Annotated in this window: 21 protein-coding genes; 12 read left to right on the plus strand and 9 right to left on the minus strand. The window is 44.7% G+C overall.

All coding sequences use genetic code 11. The features are described from left to right. Window positions 1-170: 170 nt before the first annotated feature. Window positions 171-2,924, plus strand: coding sequence for a 6-hydroxymethylpterin diphosphokinase MptE-like protein (locus tag D891_RS0100940; RefSeq protein ID WP_025209169.1), 2,754 nt, complete (start codon window positions 171-173; stop codon window positions 2,922-2,924). On the opposite strand, the gene serA is transcribed toward D891_RS0100940, so the two are convergent. The 9 genes from serA to lptM are packed head-to-tail and all read right to left on the minus strand — an operon-like array spanning window position 2,921 to window position 11,811. Then, window positions 2,921-4,510 carry a phosphoglycerate dehydrogenase gene (gene serA, locus D891_RS0100945; protein ID WP_025209170.1) on the minus strand — a complete coding sequence of 530 codons (1,590 nt, stop codon included), beginning with the start codon at window positions 4,508-4,510 and terminating at the stop codon, window positions 2,921-2,923. The two genes, D891_RS0100940 and serA, sit on opposite strands and share 4 nt — an antisense overlap. Beyond that, window positions 4,510-4,995, minus strand: a complete 486-nt coding sequence (locus D891_RS0100950) for a TlpA family protein disulfide reductase (protein WP_025209171.1) — start codon at window positions 4,993-4,995, stop codon at window positions 4,510-4,512. Before D891_RS0100950 ends, serA begins: the two co-directional genes overlap by 1 nt. Further along, window positions 4,992-6,350, minus strand: coding sequence for a phosphoglucosamine mutase (gene glmM, locus D891_RS0100955; RefSeq protein ID WP_025209172.1), 1,359 nt, complete (start codon window positions 6,348-6,350; stop codon window positions 4,992-4,994). Before glmM ends, D891_RS0100950 begins: the two co-directional genes overlap by 4 nt. Continuing rightward, entirely contained in the window at window positions 6,347-7,720 is a 1,374-nt protein-coding gene (mgtE, locus tag D891_RS0100960; protein ID WP_025209173.1) for a magnesium transporter, read from the minus strand. Before mgtE ends, glmM begins: the two co-directional genes overlap by 4 nt. Next, on the minus strand, window positions 7,721-8,614 hold the full coding sequence (era, locus tag D891_RS0100965; protein ID WP_025209174.1) for a GTPase Era: 894 nt from the start codon (window positions 8,612-8,614) through the stop codon (window positions 7,721-7,723). Beyond that, window positions 8,607-9,281, minus strand: a complete 675-nt coding sequence (gene rnc, locus D891_RS0100970) for a ribonuclease III (RefSeq protein ID WP_029951865.1) — start codon at window positions 9,279-9,281, stop codon at window positions 8,607-8,609. The genes era and rnc overlap by 8 nt, the downstream gene beginning before the upstream one ends. Before the next feature lies 1 nt (window position 9,282). Continuing rightward, on the minus strand, window positions 9,283-10,134 hold the full coding sequence (locus D891_RS0100975; RefSeq protein WP_025209176.1) for a PLP-dependent cysteine synthase family protein: 852 nt from the start codon (window positions 10,132-10,134) through the stop codon (window positions 9,283-9,285). After that, window positions 10,131-11,687, minus strand: a complete 1,557-nt coding sequence (gene nadB / locus D891_RS0100980; RefSeq protein WP_025209177.1) for an L-aspartate oxidase — start codon at window positions 11,685-11,687, stop codon at window positions 10,131-10,133. Before nadB ends, D891_RS0100975 begins: the two co-directional genes overlap by 4 nt. Before the next feature lie 10 nt (window positions 11,688-11,697). Further along, window positions 11,698-11,811 carry an LPS translocon maturation chaperone LptM gene (gene lptM, locus D891_RS10085; RefSeq protein ID WP_442905277.1) on the minus strand — a complete coding sequence of 38 codons (114 nt, stop codon included), beginning with the start codon at window positions 11,809-11,811 and terminating at the stop codon, window positions 11,698-11,700. 120 nt (window positions 11,812-11,931) lie between these two features. Between lptM and D891_RS09340 the strand changes: the two genes are divergently transcribed. The 11 genes from D891_RS09340 to D891_RS09345 all read left to right on the plus strand — a co-directional run bounded on the left by D891_RS09340 (window position 11,932) and on the right by D891_RS09345 (window position 23,364). Continuing rightward, window positions 11,932-12,843 carry a MarR family winged helix-turn-helix transcriptional regulator gene (locus D891_RS09340; protein ID WP_025209179.1) on the plus strand — a complete coding sequence of 304 codons (912 nt, stop codon included), beginning with the start codon at window positions 11,932-11,934 and terminating at the stop codon, window positions 12,841-12,843. 2 nt (window positions 12,844-12,845) lie between these two features. Next, complete coding sequence (gene hutH / locus D891_RS0100995) at window positions 12,846-14,396, plus strand: histidine ammonia-lyase (protein WP_025209180.1); 1,551 nt, start codon at window positions 12,846-12,848, stop codon at window positions 14,394-14,396. Window positions 14,397-14,404: 8 nt separating this feature from the next. Next, entirely contained in the window at window positions 14,405-15,346 is a 942-nt protein-coding gene (gene hutG, locus D891_RS0101000; RefSeq protein ID WP_025209181.1) for a formimidoylglutamase, read from the plus strand. A 9-nt stretch (window positions 15,347-15,355) separates the two neighbouring features. Then, a complete protein-coding gene (locus tag D891_RS0101005; protein ID WP_025209182.1) occupies window positions 15,356-16,498 on the plus strand; it encodes an ABC transporter substrate-binding protein in 1,143 nt (380 codons plus the stop codon). A gap of 47 nt (window positions 16,499-16,545) precedes the next feature. Continuing rightward, window positions 16,546-18,546: a urocanate hydratase gene (locus D891_RS0101010; RefSeq protein WP_025209183.1), complete on the plus strand. Its 2,001-nt coding sequence runs from the start codon at window positions 16,546-16,548 to the stop codon at window positions 18,544-18,546. A 1-nt stretch (window position 18,547) separates the two neighbouring features. Beyond that, window positions 18,548-19,798: an imidazolonepropionase gene (hutI, locus tag D891_RS0101015; RefSeq protein WP_025209184.1), complete on the plus strand. Its 1,251-nt coding sequence runs from the start codon at window positions 18,548-18,550 to the stop codon at window positions 19,796-19,798. After that, window positions 19,776-20,639 carry a branched-chain amino acid ABC transporter permease gene (locus tag D891_RS0101020; RefSeq protein ID WP_025209185.1) on the plus strand — a complete coding sequence of 288 codons (864 nt, stop codon included), beginning with the start codon at window positions 19,776-19,778 and terminating at the stop codon, window positions 20,637-20,639. The genes hutI and D891_RS0101020 overlap by 23 nt, the downstream gene beginning before the upstream one ends. Next, window positions 20,636-21,511, plus strand: a complete 876-nt coding sequence (locus D891_RS0101025) for a branched-chain amino acid ABC transporter permease (protein WP_025209186.1) — start codon at window positions 20,636-20,638, stop codon at window positions 21,509-21,511. The genes D891_RS0101020 and D891_RS0101025 overlap by 4 nt, the downstream gene beginning before the upstream one ends. Further along, the gene (locus D891_RS0101030; protein ID WP_025209187.1) at window positions 21,478-22,239 is read left to right on the plus strand and encodes an ABC transporter ATP-binding protein; all 762 of its coding nucleotides are present in this window, start codon (window positions 21,478-21,480) and stop codon (window positions 22,237-22,239) included. Before D891_RS0101025 ends, D891_RS0101030 begins: the two co-directional genes overlap by 34 nt. Beyond that, complete coding sequence (locus D891_RS0101035; RefSeq protein WP_029951868.1) at window positions 22,220-22,936, plus strand: ABC transporter ATP-binding protein; 717 nt, start codon at window positions 22,220-22,222, stop codon at window positions 22,934-22,936. Before D891_RS0101030 ends, D891_RS0101035 begins: the two co-directional genes overlap by 20 nt. 74 nt (window positions 22,937-23,010) lie before the next feature. Then, window positions 23,011-23,364 carry a thioredoxin family protein gene (locus D891_RS09345; protein WP_025209189.1) on the plus strand — a complete coding sequence of 118 codons (354 nt, stop codon included), beginning with the start codon at window positions 23,011-23,013 and terminating at the stop codon, window positions 23,362-23,364. Window positions 23,365-23,406 lie beyond the last annotated feature (42 nt).

Raw genomic sequence — 23,406 nt, forward strand, 5'->3', positions numbered from 1 at the left:
CCCTTAAGAGCCTTGCGGCTAAATTTCGCTTAAGGGGCATCACCTCCTTTTCCTCTAAAGTTGCCTCATCTATTCAATCGGCGATTGAGGTAAAAACTTTAAACTTTTTTGCATAAAATTTTAGGAACGACTATTGCTATTAGAGGACAAAACAAAAAGGGGGCTGGTTTATGTTGGGGGCTAACAGAAAATTACTCAAAGAAAAAGGTATTCTTGATATTATAGAAAACTGCAAAGGTGATCCAAACATAAATATAAAAGACGGTAGGATGTATTATAAGGATATGGAGATAGATGAAGATATGCCTGTAAAAGAGGACAATATAAAAAGCATAGATACGGTTTTTATACACGGTTTTGGTATGGGAAATATTTTGAGGAAATTAAAAAAGAAGTTTCCAAAAACTGTTTTTGTGGTGCTTGAGACAAATCCTTGCATCATAAAGGAGGCCTTATCTTACAAGGATTTTTCTGATGTTTTAGATAATAAGACCATACCTGTAATATTGAGTCAGGGAAACTTAGAAGATAACATTAAAACCCTGATCTCTCTCCTTGAGAGGAGGATTTATTGGGGAGAGGTCGTTCAGTTTACAACACCGGGATACAGAGAGACTGGTTTTTACGATGTAGACAGTATAAAGCTCATATTGGATAAATACTTAATTGCAATTCTTGTAAACAGGGCGACACTTATATCAAGATCGAGAGTAATTTTCGAAAACACGGTTAAGAATTTGCCTGAAGTTGCAAAGAATGGTGATGTTGGATATTTCTATGACGCATTTAAGGGTAAACCCGCTATTGTTGTTGCAAGCGGACCTTCTCTGTCAAAGAACATAGAATATCTAAAAAAGGTTAAGGGTAAATCCGTAATCATTGCCGTTGATAGTGTTATATCTGTTCTTAAGAGTATGAACATAGAGCCGGATTTTGTGTGTGGTGTTGACTATCAGGAGGTAAATCAAATCAAATACACCCCTATATTTAAAGAAAAGGAAAAGTCCGACTATGTATTTATTGCCGCAGATGGCATCAATTATGTCTTGCCCAAGTTGTTTAAAAAGACATTCGTTGAGTATTCAATGAATAACTTTGTATCTTTGTATAAGAATTTTTTGGGACAAAAAACAAAAAAGCACTTTTCCTTTAACGCTGTTACCCATCTTGCCGTTCAGTTTGCATATCAGATGGGTTGTAATCCCATAATTTTCGTTGGTCAGGATTGGGCTTTTTCCGGCGGTGAGGATCATATTTCTGGTGTTGTCTTAGATGGTTTTGCTCATAGCAATGTAATATGGGTGAAGGGTAATTATGAAGATAGGGTGCCAACCGATCAGACATTGTATGCTGGCTTAAAAATCGTAGAAGATATAGTGGGAGCAACAAAGAACGAAGGCATAACATACATTAACGCAACTGAGGGTGGAGCCTATATAAACGGTACAGAGGTTATGAGGTTTAAGGATGTTATGGAGGAATACTTAAAAGAACCGATAGAGAAAGGCTTTATGCTTAAAGAGGTTAAGCCTCGATACGATGATTTTATAAAAAGAACTCAAGAGATCAGCGATAGGCTTGGTGTGGTGATAAAGAAGGCCACAAAAGCCCTATCGATAAACAATAAGGTGTTAAAGAAGTGGATAAAAAACAAGAATGTCGATGAGATTCGTGCCGATGTTGATAAGGTAAATAAATTAAACGATGAGATAACATTTGATGAGGTCTTTAGTTCCACGGCGCAGAATTTCTATTTCAAGGAGTTCTATGAATTTCACAGGGAGGAGATCGACATAGAAGGGCAGGATACAAAGAAGAGAATAGAGCAATCGATTAAATACTTTAGCCTGATAAAGGAAAAGACCATTCAGACGAAGAGATTAATCGATGAATTGCTTGAGTTTCTAAAGCTTGAGAAGGCCTATGTCTCAAATAGAGATAAATTTTTAAAGGATAAGGATAGGCTTCTCAGGCTTGCCGAATTGTACTTTGATTTTAAGGATTTATACACAGGTATTGAATTTATTGATGAGGCGCTGAAACTATACCCAGACGATGCAAGGCTGTATTACTGGAGAGCAAAATACTGCACACTGAACAGGTTTATGCACAAGGAGGCGCTAAAGAACTTTGAAAGGGCTTTAGAGCTTGACCCGAACTTCGAAAAGGCCCTGTTTGATTACGAAGTCGAAAAGAAGATGGTTCAATCACACATGATACTTGCAAAGAGTGCCGCAGAGAGGAAGGACTACATGTCGGCAAGAAGGCTCATTGAGAGGGCGCTTGATTATGAACCGGAAAACGAAAAGCTAAAGAGATGGAAGGATGTAATAAATGAGCTTGCAACGGTTACAAAGAACGCCCAGAGGCAGAATTTGCTCCTAAAGCAGCTTGAGCTTGAGGGTGAGGCGTTTGAGAAATACAAAACGGCCATTGAGTTTGTCAAAAAGGAGCAGATGGATAAAGCCTTTGACATATTGAAGGAACTATACGACAAATACGGCAACTTTGCCGATATTCCGTTTTTGCTTGGCAGCATCTATATCGACAAAAAGGAATTTGACAAGGCTGAAAATTACCTAAAAGAGGCCGTTGAGCTCATTCCTTATCAGCCGCTTGTGTATTTAGCTCTGGGCAAATTATACATAGAAAAAGAGGATTATGTTGCAGCAAAGGAGAATTTGGAGAAGGCTGTAAGCATGAACCCCGACCTAAAGCCCGGGGTTTTGGATACATTGGGCAATCTCTATTACGAATTCGGAGAGTATGAAAAGGCTTTTAAGGCGTTTGAGGAGTATTTGCAGTATTCTGACGATAAGATAAAAACATTAACAAAGATCGCGCTTTGCTACAAAGAGATGGGCATGATAAACGAGTACAACATGCTTATGGAAAAAATCAAATCGATAACAGGTGCAAATTAGAGCTTGACCTTTGCTATCGATATAGCGCCGTCTATATCTAAAATCTCCTTCAGGATGGAGTCGCTCACCTCTTGGTCAACCTTGATAAACGATAGCGCCTCACCCAGATCTTTTTTTCTGCCGAGTCTAAAGTCTGCTATGTTTATGTTGTGCTTACCCAAAATTAGACCGACCTTACCGATAACACCGGGCTTGTCGTGGTTTTTGAAGACGATTATGTTGCCCGTCAACTCTATCTCCATGTCGAAGCCGTCCATGTAAACGATGCGGGCCTTGTTCGGCTCAAACACCGTTCCGCCGATTTCTATCCTCTTGTTATCGTCGTATTCTGCCGCCAATAGCAGGTAATTCTTAAATTCAGTGGTTTTTGTATAGATTTTGGTCTCAACCTGCAATCCCCGCTCCTTTGCTAAATAGGGGGCATTGACATAGTTTACATGCTCATCGATCATGTTCTTTAGTATGCCCACGCTACTGAACAGCCCTAAAGAGTTCATGCAGTTTTCTATCTCTCCGTGAGCATAAACCTCGACCTTCTTGATGAAGCTTTTGATGTATTGGGACAAAAACGAGCCCATACGCTCTGCAAGGCCCAAGAACTGTTTGCCTAACTCTGTAATCTCTTCCTCTTCCATCTTTATGTTGACGGCGTTCTCATAACCCCTGCCCTTAAGCGCATCTATCACCGAACGGGCTATACCCTCACCGACCCTGACTTGAGACTCATAGGTGTTTGCGCCTAAATGGGGTGTTACAAACACATTGTCAAACTCAAACAACGGGTGGTTGGGCTGTGGCTCGTTCTCAAACACATCTATACCCAACGCCCTGATCTTGCCACTCTTTAGGCCCTCATAAAGCGCCTTTTCGTTGTACAATCCACCGCGGGCGCAGTTTATCAGGATTACGCCGTCTTTCATCTTTTCGATCTCTTCCTTGTCTATCATGTTGTATGTCTCTTCGGTTTTCGGTGTGTGTATCGTTATGATGTCTGATGATTTGAGCAGTTCATCTAAATCGTCCACTATCCTTGCGCCGATCTTTGTTGCCTTCTCCTTCGGAATATACGGGTCATAGACAACAACATTGGCACCAAAGCTCATTGCCCTTATCGCAACCCTGGTTCCAATCCTACCCATGCCGATGATGCCTAAGGTTTTACCGTAAAGCTCAATGCCCATCCACTTCTTTCTATTCCAGGTATGTTTGTATTTAAGCTCGTAATTTGCATTGGGCATGAAGCGGAGACAGTTTAGCATGTGCGTCATTGTATGTTCTGTTGCGGCAAGCGTATTGCCCGTTGGCATGTTCAAAACGACGATGCCCCTTTTTGATGCCTCATCCAAGTCGATGTTATCCACACCAACACCGGCCCTGCCTATGACCTTTAGGTTTTTACAATAACTTAGGAATTCCTTATCTATAGTGGTTGAGCTTCTTGTTATTATGGCATCGGCATCGGTCAGATGTCTGGGAAGCTCCTTTTTGTCCACATCGCTTTTTATCTGAAGCTCTATATCCTTCTCATTTTGCAGTATCTTTATACCCGCATCGGATATGGTATCGCATACAACAACCCTATACATTAGCCATCACCCCTTCTTATGATTTTGTTTATCTCCTTTTTTAACAGGCTGCAGCCGTGCTTGCCCATCAGCTTGCTGACTATCTTGCCGTTTTTATCTATTATGACAACGGTGGGTGTTGCAAGTATGCCCCCCACATTCCTCAGATCGTCTTTGTCTGAGATTCGGTATATCGGATAGAGCGGATGGTTATCCCTTATGAAATCCCCAATCTCATACCTATCCCTGCTTAGGCTTATGCCAATTATGTAAATCTTATCTTTGTATGTTTTGTATAGGTCGTTTAATATGGGCACGCTCTTTTCGCACGGCGTGCACTCTGGATAGAAGAATATCAACATCAGCGGCTTTTTGCCCACATAGTAAATCGTGTTTGTGTGGGTTGAATTGTCAAAAAACGGTGAATCCAGGCCTATGCTTATGTTTCTTGCCCAGGAGATAGAGGTAAATAAAACAACAACCAAAACCAGAAATAGCCTTTTCACGGCTTACCTCCTATGGATTTAAAGGCCGCATCGGCAACTATGTTTAAACACTCATCCACTAAAGCGGCTTCGAACGATTCAACAGTTATCCTCAAAAGCGGTTCTGTGCCTGAGTATCTAACCACGATCCTGCCGCTTTTTGATAGTTTATCTTCGGCCTTTGCTATGGCCTCCTTGATCTGCGCTATCTCTTCCAGGGGTGGCTTTTCCTTAACCATAACATTCACGGTTTTCTGGGGGATTCTTTTGAAATCCTGGGCCAATTCCGATAGGGTTGCATTCTCCTGCTTCATTATGGAAAGCACGGCCAATGCCGTAACAATGCCATCGCCTGTAGTGTTAAAGTCCCATAGGACTATGTGTCCCGACTGCTCGCCGCCCAGGTTAAGCCCCTTTTCCATTATCCTCTTCACTATATTCTTATCTCCCACATCGACCCTTTCCAGTTCAACACCCAGGTTTCTTAAAAATATCTCCAGGCCGAAATTTGTCATTACGGTGCCTACGACCTTGTTGCCCTTAAGTGTATTGTTCTTTTTCATCTGCCTTGCAAGGATAGCCAGGATCACATCACCGTCTATGAGGTTGTATTTTTCATCCACCATCAAGACCCTATCGCCGTCGCCATCGAACGCTATGCCCACATCGGCCCTGTAGAGCTTTGTGGCCTCAACAATGGCCTTTGGATAGGTTGAACCGCATTTGTCGTTTATGTTAATACCGTTTGGCTGGTTGTTTATAGCTATTACCTCAGCGCCTAACTCCTCAAAAATCATCGGGGCAACCTTGTATGTAGCGCCGTTTGCACAATCCAGGACAACCCTCAAACCCTCCAGCGATACGCTATAGGGCAGTGTATCTTTGGCAAAGACTATGTATCTGCCCAGTGTGTCTCTGATTCTGTATGCCCTGCCGATTCTATCACCGACAGCCCCCATGTTGTTGAGCTTATCCGTTAAGATCAACTCCTCTATCAAACCCTCAAGCTCATCATCCAGCTTCAACCCCTTATTGGAGAATATCTTTATACCGTTATCGTCGTATGGGTTGTGGCTTGCAGATATTACAACGCCGGCATCGCCTCGCATGCTCCTGACAAGAAACGCTATAGCCGGTGTGGGCATCGGGCCGACAAGATAAGCATCGGCACCCATCGATACTATGCCGCTTGTTATGGCACTCTCAAGCATATAACCGGATAGCCTTGTATCTTTACCTATGATTATCTTCCTTTTCCTGTCTGTTTTGCCGTCTAAGGCATAGACAAGCGCCTTGCCTAATTTATAGGCCACATCGCCCACCATCGGGTATGTATTGGCCTTTCCCCTTATACCGTCTGTTCCAAACAGCTTCATAGCTTAACCCCGAAATACCTTATTGTTAGCGTTGCTATGGATAGATATATCAAAAGCCCCATTATGTCGTTCATGGCCGAAATAAACGGGCTTGCGGCAACTGCCGGGTCGACATTGAGCTTTTTTAAGCCTAAGGGCAAAAGTGCGCCTATCATCGTGGATAAAAACATTGACATAAACAACGAAGATCCCACAACAACGGCTAAATACGGGTTTTTCTGAAACACCAACGCCATAAAGAAACCAAGAATGGCAAACAGAAGGCCTATCGAGATGGCCGTTTTTATCTGTCTTTTTATGATTATCCAAATGCCGCTTTCGTCAAATTTACCGAGTGCCAGCGCCCTGACAACGATTGTTTGCGACTGCTGTCCGGTGTTGCCACCAAGCGCCATGATTAACGGCATAAAAAAGGATAACGATATGGCGGTTTTTAGCGTTCCGTCAAAGAACTTAAGAACGCTTCCTGAAATCGACTCACCAATCAGGCTCATAATGAGCCAGGGGGCTCTGTATTTTATTATGTTGAGTATGTTTTTTTCTTCAAACTCCTCCTCAGAGGTACCGATTAGTTTGTAGATGTCCTCGGTTGTTTCTTCGCGGATAACATCGATGATGTCATCGACCGTAATTATACCCACAAGCCTGTTTTTATTGTCCACAACAGGCACGCACAGCAGGTCGTACTTTTCAACCAGCTTTGCCACCTCTTCCTGATCCATGTCTGTTCTGACCGAGATGATGTTTGTGTTTGTGATGTTTTCTATCTTTTCGTTCTCATCGGCCGTAATTAGGGCCCTCAATGTGACAACGCCGATTAGGTGGCCGAATTTATCTATAACATAGACATAGATTATCTTCTTCTCCTTGCTGGCCTTTCTTATCTTGTCTAAGGCCTCTTTTACAGTGATGTCCTTGTCGATGGCGAAGAAGTCCGGATTCATGATGCCGCCTGCGGTATCCTCCGGATACCTCGACAGGCTGTTTATCTCTTCCTTGAACTTGTCGTCTAAGTATTTATAGACCTCATCGGCAAACTCCTCATCCAGTTCCTCTAAAATATCCACAGCCTTATCCACAGATATGCTCTGTATGATCTTGGCTGCATTTTGAGGCGGGAGCTGCTCCAGTATCTCTGCTGCGATGGTGTAATCGTCTAAATACTCTATGGCCTCTGCCTTCAGTTCGAGGTTATCTATGGCTTTTATGGCAAACGCCCTCTCATCGGGGGCCAGATTTTGGACAACCTTTGCTATATCGGCTGGGTGGAGTTTTTTTAGTATCTTTGCCACATTATCGGTGGCCTCTTTGCGAATAAACTTCCTTACCGTCTGGAGTATCATTCGGGTCTCGACATGCTCCTTTGCCATTTAAAACCTCGGGTCTATGTATTCTTTGATCAGGGCTTCCTTCTTTGTCCAGTGTTCCTTTATCTTTACCCACAGCTCCAGATACACCTTTGTTCCTAAGAATGCCTCTATATCCTGTCTGGCCTGTTTTCCTATCTCTTTAATCTTCTTTCCGCCCTCTCCGATGATGATCATCTTATGCGCCCTTCTTTCAACGATAATATTCGCCTTTATGTAATATAGGTCCTTTTCCTGCCTGTATTTCATCTCCTCAACGGTTACGGCTATGTGGTATGGTATCTCCTTTGCCACATTGTTCATGACCTTCTCTCGTATTATCTCGGCTATTATAAACCGCTCGGTTTCTGTGCTTATTATGTCGTCCTCGTAATATTTGGGGCCTTCCGGTAAGAGCTTTAAGATCGCCTTTAGAATCTTCTCCTTTGCATCGGGTGCGCTGATAAGCGATGTCTCTATGATTTCTTCAAAATCCGCCCTCGATGTAAAGCTTGATTTTATCTGTTCTATCTGCTCCTTGTTCATGAGATCCGTTTTGTTTATGATGAGTATAGCCTTTTTGCTTTTCTCCTTTATCTTGGATAGGTATTCCTCAAGCACCTCGTCGATTTCGCCGTGGTTGTCTGTCATCACGACGGCTAAATCGAAATCCTCTAACGCCTCGTCTATGTATTTTTTCATCACTTGATTTAGCTTCTTCTCTGATTCATGGACACCGGGTGTATCCACGAATATAACCTGATAGTCCTCACCGTTTAAAATACCCCTGACCGATTTCCTTGTTGCCTGTGGTTTGGGCGATACTATGGCGATCTTTTCGCCTATCAATAGATTTAGGAGTGTTGATTTTCCTACATTGGGTTTTCCTATAATTGCGACAAATCCAGACTTAAACATCGTTTTTCTCCAGTTTTTTTACAGCCTCTTTGGCTGCGTTTTTTTCTGCTTCTTTTTTGCTCTTGCCGATGCCAAAACCATATTTTACCCCTTTTATCATGCAATCGCAATAGAAAGTTTTGTTATGCTCCTGTCCCTCTTCCTTTACTATCACATATTCGGGCAAGCAACCAAACCGCTTTTGCGTTATCTCCTGCAGATGGGTTTTATAGTCGAATATTATTCCGTTTTCCACTATGGCTATTATGGTGTCTTTCAGCATCCCCTCAACAAACCTTCGTGCCTTATCCAGGCCGCCGTCTAAATAAATAGCCCCGACGATTGCCTCAAATGCGTCCTCTAAGATGCTGTCGTTGTTTGTTATGCCTTCCTTCTTTTCACTTTTGCCCACAAGGATATGCTCCGATAAGCCCAATCTTCTTGCAAGGAGAGAAAGGGTTTTTGTGTTGACACTTGCTGCCCTTATCTTGGATAGCTTGCCCTCATCGATGTTTTTATAGTTGTTTATGAGAAACTCGGTGACAACAAGCTCCAAAACCGCATCACCCAGAAACTCCAGCCTCTCGTTGGATCTGGCCTTGTCTTTTACATAGGAGCGATGCGTTAGAGCCCTCTTTAGCAGTTCTTTGTTTTTGAATGTATATCCCAATTTCTCTTCAATTTCCATCTTAGATGTATCTGTCTGCTGAGTCTGCAAAGATTACAACCACCGTCTTGTCTTTGTATTCCTCTTTTATCTTCAAGGCCGCCCAATAGACAGCCCCGCTGGATATGCCGGCAAAAATTCCCTCTTCCTTAATCAGTTTTTCCTGATAATTCAGGGCATCCTCATCCGATACGGCAACCACCCTGTCTATCAGGTTTACATCCAGCACAGAGGGCGCAAAACCGGCCCCGAGCCCCTGAATCTTGTGTATGCCGCTTTTTCCCTGGCTTAGAAAGGGGCTGCCTGAGGGCTCGACAGCAACGGCTATCATGTTTGGATTGGACTGTTTAAGCCTTTTTGCTATCCCTGTAAATGTGCCGCCTGTGCCTATGCCACATACCAATATATCCGTTTTTATCTGTCTTTCAATCTCTATGGCCGTTGTATTGTAATGGATCATCGGGTTTGCGTTGTTTGAGAATTGATCCAGGAAGGTATAACCTTCCTTTGCAAGCTCTATGGCCTTTTTGATGCTTTCCTTCATGCCCCCTTTTGCGGCTGTCAATATTACATTCGCCCCGAAGCTTTCCATCATTTTGATTCTCTGTCTGCTCATGTTTTCGGGCATTACTATTGTTGTGGGTATACCAAGATATGCACCCAAAAAGGCAAGCGATATGCCTGTATTGCCGCTTGTTGGCTCAATAATGCCCTTTTTTCTGTCTATTATTTTCTTATCAAGGGCGTCCTTCAACATGCCCCAGGTCGTTCTGTCCTTAATAGAGCCTGTGGGGTTAAAAAACTCAAGCTTTGCGTATATACCGCTTTTTAGCCTAACTATAGGCGTTGAGCCGATAGCGTCTATTATGTTCATAGGTTTTCCTCTAAGCTATTGATGTTGAACGATATATGCTTTTTGTTATCGTATGAATGCGGTGTGTCTATGCAGTAATGAGCCCCCACGCTGCCCTTTCTTGATATGCCTGCATACGCTATAGCCGAAGCAAGGAGCGCCATATTGCGCAGCATGAGGCCTTCTTTGCACGCATAGGGAAGGTTGTGCTTCAAAAACAGGGCCCAGCTGCAGTTTAATATCTCCTCCATCTCTTTCATTCGCCTCACAACACCCAATTTATTCCAGATTGTCTCTTTCAAGTCCTCGATTCTCCTTTTTAGTGCCAATTTGTTGCAGTTTACGGCTTGGGGTTTTTGAAATGTTGTGTTTATCGGTTGGTGTGATTTTAAAAACTCCATTGCGCTTTCTGCAGCCCTTTTGCCAAAGACCAATCCCTCTAACATGGAGTTGCTTGCAAGCCTGTTTGCTCCGTGAACCCCGTTGCATGCCACCTCACCCGCCGCAAATAGACCCTTTATTGATGTCTTCGATTCTATGTCCGTTTTCACCCCACCCATCGTGTAATGGGCAGCCGGGGATACAGGGATAGCCTCCTTAGATATGTCAAGTCCGTATTTTAAGCACTCGTTGTATATGGTGGGAAAGCGCTTCTTCACAAAATCCGCCCCCATTCTTGTTGCATCTAAATATACCTTGTCGATTCCTCTATCCTTCATCTCGAATATTATGGATCTGGCCACCACATCACGGGGTGCAAGCTCGCCCAGTCGGTGGTATTTCTTCATGAACTCCTCGCCCCTGTCGTTTATCAATACGGCTCCTTCGCCCCTCATGGACTCACTTATCAAAAATTGCGGGGCATTGTATCTTTTTAATGCCGTTGGATGAAACTGAACAAACTCCATATCCTCCAATACGGCTCCGGCCAATAGGGCTGCAGCTATGCCGTCGCCTGTGGTAATCTGGGGGTTTGTTGTGTTCTTGTATATGGCTGCATACCCGCCGCTTGACAGTATTACCGCATCGACCTTGTATGTTTCATATTCGTCTGTTTTTAGATTAAGAAACTCCACCCCATAGACCTGGTTGTTTTCCGTTAATATATGTGAAAGCATGCGATTCTCGAATACCTCAACGCCATTTAGGGACTTAAGCTTTTTAATAAGCGTCTGCTCTATCTCATGACCTGTGGCATCCCCCAGGGCGTGTAGTATTCTGTTTACAGAGTGTGCCGCCTCGCGGGTGAAGTCCAGCTCGCCCCTGTCGTTTTTGTCAAAACTGGCACCCCAGCTTATCAGCTCTTTTACCCTATCCGGTCCTTCTTTGACCAAAACCTCCACGGCCTCTTTCCTGCATAGCCCCGCACCGGCCTTAAGTGTGTCTTCTATGTGTTTGTCAAAACTATCCATGGGATTCAGGACAACGGCTATTCCGCCTTGGGCTTTGTCGGTATTGCAATAGCTCAGCTTGTCTTTGGAGAATAGCATGACATTGTATCCGTTTGTAAGCAATTCTATGGCTGCCCTTAAGCCGGCAACGCCGCTGCCTATTACGGCTATAGTCCCTTCCATTTATGACTCCTCAAAATGTTATGTGGGTTTTGGCATCTGGCGGCACTATATCTGTCTTATGCCCGCAGCTTGAAAGGGCAAGGACCGTCAGACACATCACAATAAAGATAGCCAACCTTTTCATGGCTCAATCCTATAAAAAAGACGAACTAAAATCAAGGTTTCGCCATTATTTTGGGTTTTTGCTTGACAGGGACGGGGATTTTTTGTAAAAAAGTTTAAGAACTTAATTAAGGGCTTAAGTATGTCGGTTTACCTTCAGGCCAAAGAGCTTATATTGGGCAGCAGGTTTAAAAGGCTCAGTGATAGGTTCTTTAACGAGGTTGCCCTGATCTATAAATCGCAGAACATACCCTTTGAGCCGTCCTGGTTTGCCATATTCTATATTTTGGATAGGCACGGCAAGACCACCATAAGCCAGATAGCCCAGCAGCTGGATTTAACCCAATCCGCCATAAGCCAGACCATATCCACCCTTGAAGGCAAGGGGCTTGTTAGGGTGGGCTCCCAGAAGGGGGATAAGAGGATCAAGGTGGTTGAGCTTACCGAGGAGGCCTTTAAGCTTCTATCTGAGGTTAAGCCCTTGTGGAAGCTTATAAGGGCCAAGATGAGGGAGATACTCAATGAGGGAGACAACAGCAGGTATATGCTTGAGGCTTTGGAGGAGTTTGAGCTGGCCTGTCAGAAAAAGAGCTTAAGCCAGAGGGTTTTGGAGGAGTTGAATAACACCGATTATAGCGTCGTTTGGGGTTATAGAGGCGAGTTTTATCTTCAGCTTAAGAGGCTGTTTTTTGATTGGATGTTTAACTTCGGCTGCATTGAGGAGAGCTTTGTCAACGATTTTAAGGGCATATTAAAGGGCGCTAAGTTGTTGTTTGCCTTAAAGGATAGAGAGGTTGTTGCCTGTGTTTTAGGGCTGACCAATAAGGATAAAAACTTAGTTTTTGTATGCGATAGAGACGATGTGGATAACAGGATTGCTGCTGAGTTGTTTTTGCGTTTTGTTGAGCAGTACGAACTGAATAAGGCCAGGGTTTATTTTGATGCAGATAAGCCGCTGATAATAAACATTCTAAAGCAGAACGGCTTTTTGAGGGTTTCTATACAGGAAAGACCCGATGTCAACAGAAGGCTGGCCATTTTTGAGAGGGGTTGAGCATGGATGTCTTTGCTTACGGTATAGATAGGCTTACTATAGGCATTGCTGTCGATATAGCAAAAGGGAGGATAAAGGGCAGTCTAAATGAAAAGGCCAAAGCCAATATCATCAAGGGGTTTAATGCGATAGGTGAGATCCTAAAGAGGGATGAGGCGGTTTATGGTATAAACACAGGCTTCGGTGTTCTCTGCAGAACGGTTATCTCAAAGGAGGATACAACCAGGCTTCAATATAACCTCCTAAAGAGCCATGCATGCGGCATAGGCAGCCCCGTTGAACCCATAATTGCAAAGCTCATGATGATTATAAAGGTTCATTCGCTGGCTTTGGGTTATTCTGGTGTTTCTTTAGATACCGTTGAGCGGATTATCTGGCATATTGAAAACGATGTGATACCGGTTGTGCCTGAGAAGGGCTCTGTTGGTGCAAGCGGTGATTTAGCACCCCTTGCCCATCTGTTTTTGCCCTTGATTGGCCTGGGTGAGGTTTTCTATAGGGGTAAAAAAAGGCAGGCTTTAGATGTTTTAAAGGAGTATGGGTTGAAGCCGTTGAAGCTTCATCCCAAGGAGGGGCTTGCACTCATTAACGGCACGCAGTTTATTTCTGCCTTTGCCACCTTTGGCGCCTATAGGTTTGCAAGATACTTAGATGCTGCCGATATTATCTCGGCCGTTTCCATTGAGGCAACCAAATCATCAATAAAGCCGTTTGATTATAGATTGCACGATTTAAGGCCTTATGATGGGTGCAGGTATGTTGCAGATAGGGTTAGGCTCTTGCTTGAGGATTCTGAGATCGTGAGATCCCATGCAAATTGTAATAAGGTTCAGGATCCCTATTCCTTTAGGTGTATCCCCCAGGTGCACGGTGCAGCAAGGGAGGCCTTCCTGCAGCTTAAAAGGACGCTTGATGTTGAGTTGAACTCCGTTACCGACAATCCGGTTATTATCGATAGGGATACCGTCATAAGCGGGGGTAATTTTCACGGTGAACCTGTTGCCCTGCCCCTTGATTATGCCACTTTAGCCGCAAGTGAGATGGGTAATATATCAGACAGAAGGGTCTATCTTCTGCTTTCTGGCGATGATGATGTGCCTAAGATGTTGCTAAAGGATGTCGGCATAAATTCGGGTTTCATGATAACTCAATACTTGACTGCCGCATTGGCAAGCGAGAATAAGGGCCTGTCGTTTCCTGCAAGTGCAGATAGCATTCCCACATCGTTGGGCCAGGAAGACCATGTGAGCATGGGCTCGATTGCAGCAAGGAAGTTTAATGCCGTTTTGGATAATTTGGGTTATATATTGGCCGTTGAGCTGTTGCTTGCATCCCAGGCGCTTGAATTTAGAAGACCGCTAAAGTCGACCCCGCTTGTTGAGTATGTGCATGATGTTGTAAGGGAGAGGGTTAGCTTTGCCAAAGAGGATAGGGTTTTCTCAATGGATATAAACCAGGTGCACAGGCTTATAGAAGAGGGCGATTTTATAGAAAAGGTAAACAGCAATCTAAGGCTAAACAGCCTTTTGAGGGATGAGTTTTCTATCTATTGAGGTGGGCTATGAGCAGTTGGACCGGAAGGGTTGATGGTCAAAAGAGGGAGCAGTTGAGGTGGCATCAGGTTGTAAGGGTTGTGGATGATATAGAACAGATAAGCAGAGGCAGGGGTTTTTGCATCGTTGGTTTTGCAAGCGATGAGGGCGTAAGGAGGAACAAGGGCAGGGTTGGGGCAAAAGAGGGGCCTTCTGCCATAAGGGGTCAGTTATCCTCGCTTGCATGGCATTTCGGCAATGTTGCCCTGTATGATGTTGGTGATATTGAGGTAGAGGGTAATTTGGAAGATGCACAAGAAAGGCTCTCATCTGCTATAGCAGAGATAGTAAAAAAAGGACTATTTCCTATAGTTTTGGGTGGTGGCCATGAGGTTGCCTTTGGCAGTGTTAAGGGGGTCTATGACGGTTTGGGTGAGCCTGTGGCTGTTGTGAACTTTGATGCCCATTTTGATTTAAGGGAAGAGAATGTGGCAACAAGCGGAACACCGTTTAGGCAGCTTGAGAGGCTCTATAGCAGGGATGGGTTTAGGTTTGACTATATGTGTGTGGGCATACAGAGGGCTGCAAATACCATAGAGCTATTTGAGAGGGCAAAGGCCTTGGGGGTTAGCTGGATCGATATAGACATGATAAGGTTCAACTCGAAGGCGGCTATTAAGCAGTTGAGCGATTTTTTGAAGGATAAAAAGCATGTCCATTTGACCATCTGCAGCGATGTCTTTGCGCAGAGTATAGCACCAGGCGTCAGTGCGCCAACGCCCTTTGGTTTGTTTGTTGATGAGTTTCTGTCCCTGTTCTATGTTGTTTTAAAAAGCGGTAAGGTCGTTAGCTTCGATATAGCTGAGGTTTCGCCCGTTTTAGATAGGGATAATGCAACATCAAAGCTTGCAGCATACATAGTGTTCAGGTTGGTGGATGGGGTTGTCTCTAACGATTTTTTTAAGGTTTAGGAGGTGGCCATGAGGCTGAAGGGGTTTGTTTTGGGGGTTGTTTTGGTATTTTTAACATCTGCCGTTTCTTTTGCGGGGGGCGTTATAAAGATAGGCTTCTTTGCGCCTTTGACGGGATTTGCTGCAGCTGATGGAGCTTCAGCCAAACACGGGGCTATGCTTGCAGTTCAGAAGATCAACTCAAACGGCGGTATCTTGGGCAAGAAGGTCAAATTGGTTGTTTACGATGATGGTGTGAGCTCCCAGCAAGCTGTGGCTATAGCAAGAAAGCTCATACAGCAGGATAGGGTTGTGGGTGTGGTTAGCGGTTCATACTCCACCCCAACAAGGGCTGCAGCGCCGATCTATCAGCGCTTCAGGATTCCCTTTGTCGTTGCTTATGCCACCCATCCAGACATAACAAAGGCCGGCAACTATGTCTTCAGGGTGGGTTTTTTGGCCAAAGTGGAAGGCAGAGCTGGCGGTTATGTGGCAACGACGATGTTGCATGCCAAAAGGATTGCCGTTTTGACAATGGATAACGATTTCGGCAAGGCCCTTTCTGAGGGTTTTGTCAATGAGGCAAAGAAAAACGGAGCCAAGATCGTTGCAAACTTGAGCTTTGCCTTGGGCGAGAAGGATATGACGCCTTATTTGACAAAGATCAAAGAACTAAACCCAGACCTTATATACTGCACGGGTTATTACTCCGAAGGCGCTTTAACCGTTAAGCAGGCAAAGCAGTTGGGTATTAAAGCACAGCTCTTTGGTCAGGAGGGATTTGACTCGCCGATGTTCTTAAAGATCGCAGGAAGCTCAGCAGATGGAACAATCATTACAACAGACCTAAACAGGGATTCGAAAAGGCCTATCGTAAAATGGTTTATAAGCCAGTATAGAAAGCAGTTTAAAATGGAGCCGGATATGGTTGGTGCATCGAGCTTTGATGCTGTCTATATCCTTGCTGAGGCTATAAAGAGGGCAGGCAGCACAGACTCGGCCAAAATCAGGAAGGCTCTTGCCTCGATAAAGGACTTCAACGGCGTTACGGGCAACATACACGGTTTTACAGCCAAGGGTGAGGTCATAAAGCCCGTTGTTCTGCAGAAGGTTGAAAATGGCAAGTTTACCTATTTCGGTGTTGTCGATAAAGAAGATGTAATAACACCTTAAAGCGAGGGGGGCTTGCCCCCTCTTTGAAAGTAAAAGAGGAGGATGCGATGGAGATTTTCAAGGTTTCACTGCCCGATGAATTACCGGAATACCCTGAGTTTGTTGAGGGCATAAGGAGGGCACCTGCAAGGCTTTACAATCTGAACGAGTATCAGACAAAGCTGGCCTTAAAAAACGCATTGAGGTATATACCGAAGCATCTGCACGATAAGATAGCAGGTGAGTTTTTGGATGAGTTGATAACAAGAGGGAGGATTTACGGATACAGATACAGGCCTTACGGCAGGATTTGGGGAAAGCCCATTGATGAATATGAAGGCAATACACTGGAAGGCAAGGCTTTTCAGGTTATGATAGATAACAATCTTGATTTTGATATTGCGCTGTATCCTTATGAGCTTGTCACCTATGGCGAGACCGGTCAGGTGTTTCAAAACTGGATGCAGTATAATCTGGTTAAGAAATACCTACAGGTTATGAGGGACGATCAGACGCTTGTTGTGATGAGCGGCCATCCGTTGGGTCTTTTTCCCTCTCACAAGGAAGCGCCAAGGGTGATAAACACAAACTCCATGATGGTCGGTATGTTCGACAACCCCGATGGTTGGCATATAGCCGCACAGCTTGGTGTTGCAAATTACGGTCAGATGACAGCAGGAGGCTGGATGTATATAGGCCCTCAGGGCATAGTTCACGGCACATACATTACGATTTTGAACGCCGCGAGGCTGTTTTTGGGTGTTCCATGGGATCAGGACTTGAGGGGGCATCTGTTTGTAAGCTCAGGTCTTGGCGGTATGAGTGGCGCACAGGCCAAGGCGATAGAGATTGCAGGCGGCGTTGGAATAATAGCCGAGGTGGACTATTCAAGGATAGAGACCAGAAAAAACCAGGGATGGGTGAGCAAGGTTACGGATAGCTTGAAAGATGCTTTTGATATAGCGGGTGAGTATTTAGAGGCCAAAAAACCCGTCTCGATTGCCTATCACGGCAATGTGGTGGATCTGCTTGAGTACATGGTTGAAAACAACATAAAGCCCGAGCTTATAAGCGATCAGACATCATGCCATGTGCCATACGATGGTGGATACATTCCTCAGGGTTTGAGCCTGGATGAGGCACGCAGGATGATTAAGGAGAACCACGAACTGTTTGTTGAGTATGTGAACAAGTCCTTAAGGAAGCACTTTGAACTGATAAAGATACTCCACGCTAGGGGTGGCTACTTCTGGGATTACGGCAATAGCTTCCTAAAGGCCGTCTACGATGCGGGGGTTAAAGAGGTGGCTAAAAACGGTGAAACAACCGATGAGGGCTTCATCTTCCCATCGTATGTTGAGGACATCATGGGGCCGCTTTACTTTGACTACGGTTATGGGCCTTTCAGGTGGGTTTGCCTATCCCACAGGCATGAGGACTTGATAAAGACCGACAAGGCAGCAGCAGAGATCATAGACCCGACAAGGAGGATGCAGGATAGAGACAATCACCATTGGATTGTCAATGCCGAGCAGAACAAGCTCGTTGTGGGGACTGAGGCAAGGATTCTCTATGCCGATGCACCGACCCGTGTAAAGATAGCGCTTAAATTCAACGAGATGATAAGGAAGGGCGAGATAGGCCCTGTGATGCTTGGAAGGGATCACCACGACACAGGCGGCACCGATTCTCCGTTCAGGGAGACGGCAAACATCAAGGATGGCAGCAACATCATGGCCGATATGGCTGTTCACTGCTTTGCAGGCAATGCTGCGCGTGGTATGAGCATGGTGGTGCTTTCAAACGGTGGCGGTGTGGGTATAGGCAAGGCTATAAACGGCGGCTTTGGGCTTGTTTTGGACGGTTCTGAGCGTGTGGATAGGATTATAGAAAGGGCTCTTGACTGGGATGTCATGGTCGGTGTCTCAAGGAGGGCCTGGGCAAGGAATCCCCATGCGATAGAGGTGTCGGCTGAGTGGAATGCAACAAAGAACGGCGCCATAACATTGCCACAGGAGGCCGACGATGAACTTATAAACGATATAGTAAAAGAGAGGTTGAAAAGGTAAAATGGTTGACCTTCTGCTTATAAGGGGGAATATCTTTACTCCCATAGATGATGGTAAACCAAAGACCTTAAAGAGGATGGATGAGCTTGCCCATATCGAGGACGGCGCCATAGCCGTTAAAGATGGAATTATTGTTGATATGGGCAAAACGGATGATTTATTGAAAAAGCACAGGGATGCAAAAAGCATAGTGGATGCAAGCTTTAAGGCAGTATTGCCCGGTTTTGTTGACCCCCACACCCATGCTCTGTTTGTTGGAACAAGGGAAAAAGAGTTTGACATGAGGCTGTCTGGCAAAAGCTATATGGAGATACTAAAGGCTGGGGGTGGAATACTAAATACCGTAAAGAGACTCAGGTCTGCAACTGTTGAGCAGCTTAAAGATGAGCTGAAAAAGAGGATTAGAACATTCTTTGAGTATGGGACGACGACGCTTGAGGTAAAAAGCGGCTATGGTCTGGATTTTGAGAACGAGATAAAGATGCTAAAGGCCATAGAGCTTGCAAAGAGGGAGACCCCTATGGATATAGTTGCAACATTCATTGGGGCTCATGCAATACCGCAGGAGTTTAAGGATAAGAAAGATGAGTATGTGGAGCTTGTGATTAACAAGATGATACCTTTTGTTGCAGAGCATAAACTGGCTGAGTTTGTCGATGTCTTCTGTGAGGAGGGGGTTTATTCACCCGAAGAGACCTTAAGGATAATTGAGGCGGGCTTAAAACACTCGCTTAAGGCCAAAATACATGCCGATGAGATAGCATCAATCGGATGCAGCGAGCTTTCGTTAAAAACAAAACTCTCCTCATGCGACCACCTGCTAAAGATAACAGAAAGCGGTATAGAGGCCTTAAGACGGTCTGGCACGATGGCAACGCTTCTGCCCATAACGGCCTTTAGCTTAAAAGAAGGGTTTGCTGATGCAAGAAGGCTTATCGATAGCGGCGTCGGTGTGGCTTTAGCCACCGATTTTAACCCGGGCAGTTCTTATTCTGAGTCCATGCCCTTTGCTATTGGTCTGGCCGTGCTTGGCATGGGTCTTACGCCGAGGGAGGCTATAGTCGCATCAACCCTGAATAGCGCTTATGTGCTTGGAAGGGAGAAACAGGTTGGCTCGCTTGAGGTAGGCAAACAGGCCGATTTTGTGTTGTTGAAGGAGAATAGCTATCTTTTCATACCGTATCATGTGGGCGTGAATCCCGTTCATTCGGTTTATAAGAGGGGAGAGCGTGTTTTTTCAGCAGATTGTTAACGGGCTTACCATAGGCGGCGTGTATGCCTTAATAGCCATAGGGCTTGCCCTTGTGTATGGCATCTTGCGCATTATCCATGTGGCGCACGCAGGTGTTTATGTGGTTGGTGCCTATGCGGGGCTTTATGTGTTTATGCTTACCCATAGCTTTATGATTGCTGCTTTGGCTTCTATGGCAACAGGGGCGGTTGTGGGTGTCTTGATAGAGGAGCTTGTCTATACACCGCTGCTTAACCATTCTCCGATTATATCCCTGATAGCAAGTATAGGTGTGTTTATCAGCATAGAGGAGGGGATTAGGCTGATCTTTGGACCGTATATAAAGTCCTTCCCCTCTGCTATGTTTTCTGGTGAGCATCATTTAGGCGGCCTGGTTGTGAGCAATTCTCAGGCCGTTGTGCTTTTGGTTAGTGTGGCGTCTATACTCTTTATATGGTTTATGACCGAAAAAACCCGTCTTGGTTTGGCATTAAAAGCCGTTTCTGAGGATATAGAGATGGCAGAGAGCGTTTCTATAGACTCAAGGTGGATGATAATGCTTGCCTTTGCCTTCTCTTCTGCCTTTGCAGGCCTTGCCGGTTTGCTTGTTGGTGCTTACTTTAACTCCGTCTATCCATCGATGGGCGATGTGCCGGCATACAAATCGCTCGCCATTATTGTTGTGGGTGGTATGAGCAATATCTGGGGTGCTTTCTTTGCCGCGCTGATTATAGGGTTGTTAGAGACCATCTCTATCGGTGTTTTTAATGTGCCCCTGCCGAGGGATTCGCTGGCTTTTATCTTTATGGTGGTTATGCTTCTCATAAAGCCTTCTGGAATAGTGGGGATTTTTAAAAGATGAGTGGTTATCTGATAACGCTTGCTATAACGGTTGGCATATACATGATTCTTGCCTTGAGTTTGAACATCATTGTGGGTTATGCAGGTCAGATATCGCTGGGACATGCGGCTTTCTGGGCAATAGGGGCATACAGCTTTGCTATATTGACAACCAAATACGGTCTTGGCTTTGCAGGAAGCGCTGTTCTTGCCGTTGTCATAACCACGCTTGTGGGTGTGTTTTTGGGGCTTCCCAGCTTGAGGGTTAGTGAGGATTTCCTTGCCATTACCACAATAGGCATAAACTTCATAGTTCAGGGTATATTCAATAGCTTTGACTATTTCGGCGGTGCTATGGGCATAGGTGGAATACCGTTTCCCACATTTAGGGGAGAGATGATCTCGAATTTCGCCTTTATGTCGATAGTGTATGGCTTTGTTGCTATTACCATAGCCATCAGTTACGGGTTTAAGCGTTCATGGGCTGGGCTTGCAAGCTTTGCCATCAAGGATGATGAACTTGCAGCAAGCGTAAGCTCCGTGTCGCCGATTAGGTTTAAGCTTCTATCCTTTGCCATTGGTTCTGCTATAGCCGGTGTTAGCGGCGTTTTGTATGCGAGTTTTATGAGCTTTATATCGGCTGCCGATTTTTCTTTCCCTGTATCTGTGACAATACTTGCCATGGTTATGGTTGGCGGTGAGGCGACGATCATAGGGCCTATATTCGGTTCGATTTTGTTGGTTATACTGCCTGAGGTTTTCAGATTTATTCATGATTACAGAATGCTGCTTTACGGCTTGTTGCTTGTGTTTATGATGAGGTTTCAGCCGGATGGCTTTTTCGGCAAGAGGGGAATTGTATGGGGGATTATAAGGAGATTCTCAAAGGCCTAAACATAACCAAACAATTCGGCGGCCTAAGGGCGCTGGACGGTATAGACTTTTCGGTAAGAGAGGGTGAGATATTCGGTATAGTTGGGCCCAACGGTGCCGGCAAGACCACGCTATTTAACATAATCAGCGGGGTTTTGAAACCCTCCGAAGGGAGGATCTTTTTCAAAGGGAATGACATAACCTCTTTTAGTCCCCACAGGCTTGCAAGGTTAGGCATCGGAAGGACTTTTCAGGTTGTAAGACCCTTTAGGAGCTTAACGGTTCTTGAGAATGTGGCTGTGGCATGCGGTGTTAAATTTTATGACAATGCGCTTTTGATGTTTCAGGGGTGGAGAAAGAGGCGCAATATAGAAAGGGTTGATGAAATCCTTTCAAGAACCGGACTGATTGAGTTTAGGGATAGGCCTGCCTCTCAACTTCCGTTGGGATTTCAAAGGAGACTTGAGATAGCAAGGGCATTGGCCTTAAATCCATCGGTTATCCTGCTTGATGAGTCGTTTTCGGGGTTGAGTTTTTCAGAGATAGATGAGCTTAAAGGGTTGGTTGTGGATTTAAATAGGGATGGTTTGAGCATCATTATAATAGAGCACAATATGCCCATAGTTATGGAGCTGTGTAAAAGGGTTATGGTGATTAACCACGGCAAGAAGATTGCCGAGGGTTCTCCTGTTGATGTTGTTAATAACAAAGAGGTGATAGAGGCATACCTTGGAAGGAAGTATTCTTAGCATAAGGGATCTTTGTGTTAGTTATGGCAAGATAAAGGCGTTAGATGGCGTTTCCATCGAGGTTAAAAAGGGGGAATGTGTGGCTATAGTCGGCGCAAATGGTGCAGGCAAAAGCACGCTTCTTAAGTCCATCATGGGCTTTGTAAAAAGACAGGAAGGCGAGATTGTGTTTTTGGGCAACAGGATAGACGGCCTTGCCACGCATGCAATAGCAAGGATGGGTATATCCTTTGTTCCAGAGGGTGCGAGGGTTTTTCCCTCGATTAGTGTTTATGGCAACCTTTTGCTTGGTGCTTATAAGGAGAAGGATAAGAATTTGATAAAGCAGAGGCTAAAGAGGGTTTATGAGATATTCCCCAGGCTTAAAGAGAGGCTGAATCAGGCCGCAGGCACCCTTTCTGGTGGGGAAAGGCAGATGCTTGCAATGGCAAGGGCCTTGATGGGCGAGCCTAAGTTGCTTATGGTGGATGAGGTTTCTTTGGGTTTGATGCCCAAGCTTGTTGATATAGTTTTTGATGTTATAGATAGATTGCATAAAGAAGGGTTAACCATTTTGCTTTCTGAGCAGAATGCCCATAAGGCCTCGGAGGTTGCAGATAGGGTTTACATATTGGAGCTTGGGAGTATTTTGAAGGAGACAGACAGAGACGGTATTCTAAACGACCCGCTCATAAAGAAGGCCTATTTAGGCATGTAAAGATTATCCTGTAAAATTTACTATAAATTTGGTATTGCTAATAGTGGCGGAATTGATCTTTGGGAGGGTTTTTTATGAAGAGCATAAAGGAATTGCCAGAAACAAAGGGAAAATATGTGTTGATGTTTGTTAGCAACCACTGCCCGTATTGCAGACAGATGGAAAAGCTAATGAAGCAAGTTGAGAAGGATTATTCAGATAAGGGAATAGAGTTTTATGTTTTAAATGTCTCCTCAAATCCTGAGATTGCCACAAGATATAACATAATGTCAACACCCTTGACCTATTTTATGAACGGCAAAGAGGTTGTGGGCAAGGAGACGGGCGCAGTATCAAAGAGAGCTATTGAGCTTGAACTTGAGGAACTCCTAAAGGCAGGGGAGTTTATAAGAAAGATAAAAAGGATGTTGGGTATAGCCAAGGAATAGGTGGGTGGTTGATTTGTTGGATGGAATGGTATACAAATAGAT

The organism is Hippea sp. KM1 (assembly GCF_000526195.1).
GTDB lineage: Bacteria > Campylobacterota_A > Desulfurellia > Desulfurellales > Hippeaceae > Hippea.